Here is a 2,542-nt window from a genome sequence, read left to right on the forward strand (position 1 = left end):
AGTCCATGAGGCGGTAGTCACTGCTCGTGAAGATGTACCGGGCGATAAACGTCTGGTGGCTTACTACACGCAGTCTGCCGAGCACACTGCTGTCGATATCGAAACCCTGCGCGGTCACCTGCAGCAACAGTTGCCGGAATACATGGTTCCGGCCATTTATGTACTGCTTGAGGCGATGCCACTGACGCCGAATGGCAAGCTCGATCGCAAGGCGCTGCCAGCACCGGATGCACAGGCGCTTATCAGCCGTGGTTACGAAGCGCCGCAAGGCGAAGTGGAAACCCTGCTGGCGTCGATCTGGGCCGACGTGCTCAAGGTTGAACAGGTGGGTCGCCATGACCATTTCTTCGAACTGGGTGGCCACTCGCTGCTGGCGGTGAAATTGATCGAACGCATGCGCCATGTCGGCCTGAGTGCCGATGTGCATGTGCTGTTCGGCCAGCCAACCGTGGCGGCACTGGCGGCAGCTGCCGATGGTGGCTCGGAAGTCGTGGTGCCGGCCCATCTTATTCCCGAACGTTGCGACCGTATCACCCCGCAGATGTTGCCGCTGATCAACCTCTCTCAGGCGCAGATCGACCACGTGGTGAAGGACATGCCCGGTGGTGTTGCCAACGTGCAGGACATCTACCCGCTGGCACCGTTGCAGGCGGGGATTCTTTACCACCATATCAGTGCCGAACAGGGCGACCCCTACACCCTGAAAGCACTGTTCGCGCTATCTGACCGGGCGCGACTGGACGATTTCAGCGGTGCTTTGCAAGGTGTGATAAACCGCCACGATATCCTGCGCACCGCGGTGCTGTGGGAGGATCTCGATGAACCGGTGCAAGTCGTGCTGCGTCAAGCTGAACTGCAAGTCATCGAGTTGTTCCTCGACCCTGCAGACGGCCCGGTTGACGAGCAATTACACCAGCGCTTCGACCGCCGGCATTACCGCCTCGATGTGCGTAACGCGCCATTGATGCGCATTGTCTTTAGCCATGACCCGGTCAACGACCGCTGGCTGGCGATGCTGCTGTCCCATCACCTGGTCAGCGACGCCACTTCCCTGTCCGTGGTACTGCATGAAATTCAGGCGCATCTGCTCGGTCATGGCAATGACCTGGGTGAGACAGTGCCATATCGCAACTATGTCGCCCAGGCTCGCCTGGGTGTCAGCGAGGCACAGCACGAAGCGTTCTTCCGCGACATGCTCGGCGACATCGACGAGCCGACGCTGCCGTTCGGTTTGCAGGATGTGCAGGACCGTGGCCGCAACCTCGAAGAGGCCAGCGTGACCCTGGCGGCCGAACTGAACCTGCGTTTGCGGGCTCAGGCTCGACAGGCAGGCGTCAGCGTCGCGAGCCTGATGCATTTGGCCTGGGCGCGGGTGCTGGGCAATGTCTCGGCCTGCGAACAGGTGGTGTTCGGCACGGTACTGCTGGGCCGGATGCAGGCCGGTGATGGCGCCGACCGTGCGTTGGGCATGTTTATCAACACCTTGCCGCTGCGCGTCGATATCGGCGCGACTACAGTGGCCGACGGATTGAAGGCAACCCACGAGCGGTTGACGGCTTTGCTGGGGCATGAGCATGCTCCGCTGGTGCTCGCCCAGCGTTGCAGCGGCGTGGCCGCTCCGACGCCGCTATTCAGTGCATTGCTCAACTACCGGCACAATGCTGTGAGCGATGTTTCAGCAGAAGCTGCCAGCGCCTGGGGTGGGATCGAGTCCTTCGGCACCGAAGACCATACCAACTACCCGTTGACCCTGAATGTCGATGACCTGGGCGATGCTTTTACGCTCACCGTTCAGGCCGTCCAGCAAATCAATGCCCAGCGCATCGGCGAGTACATGCAGGTTGCACTGCGCAGCCTGGTGCAAGCACTGGAACACACGCCGCAAGCAGCGCTGAACAGCCTGCCGATATTGCCGGACGATGAGCGCGAGCTATTACTGGCGGGGTTTAATGACACTGCCCACCCTTATCCGCGCGACGTACTGATCCACCAACTGATCGAACAACAGGCCGCCCAGCGTCCGGATGCCTGCGCCGTACGCGGCGACAGCGGGCCGTTGCTCACTTACGCCGAACTCAATCAACAGGCCAACCAGCTCGCCCATCGCCTGATCGAACTGGGCGTGGAGCCGGATACGCGGGTCGCAGTCAGCCTGCGTCGCGGACCGGAAATGGTCGTGGCGCTCTTGGGTACCCTCAAGGCCGGTGGCGCCTACGTGCCGATCGACCCTGACCTGCCGATCGCCCGCCAGGCCTATATGCTCGAGGACAGCTCGCCGCAGGCAGTGCTGACCACTCAGGACCTGAGCGACAACCTGCCGGCCCTCGACCTTCCGGTGCTGGTGCTTGATAGCCACGATGATAGCGCGCAACTGGCCAGGCAGCCGACCGTTAATCCAGATGCCAAGGCCTTGGGCCTGCAGCCGAATCACCTGGCCTACGTGCTGTACACCTCGGGTTCTACCGGCACGCCCAAAGGCGTGATGAACGAACACCTGGGCGTAGTCAACCGCCTGCTCTGGGCCCGTGACGCCTATCAGGTG

Annotated in this window: 1 protein-coding gene; it reads left to right on the top strand. The window is 61.8% G+C overall.

The window, feature by feature from the left end:
- Positions 1-2,542, top strand: a 2,542-nt coding sequence (locus LIX91_RS25480) for a condensation domain-containing protein (RefSeq protein ID WP_226489406.1), incomplete at both ends; no start/stop codon positions are given.

It is taken from the genome of Pseudomonas sp. B20 (assembly GCF_020515755.1).
In the GTDB taxonomy this organism is placed as follows: domain Bacteria; phylum Pseudomonadota; class Gammaproteobacteria; order Pseudomonadales; family Pseudomonadaceae; genus Aquipseudomonas; species Aquipseudomonas syringae.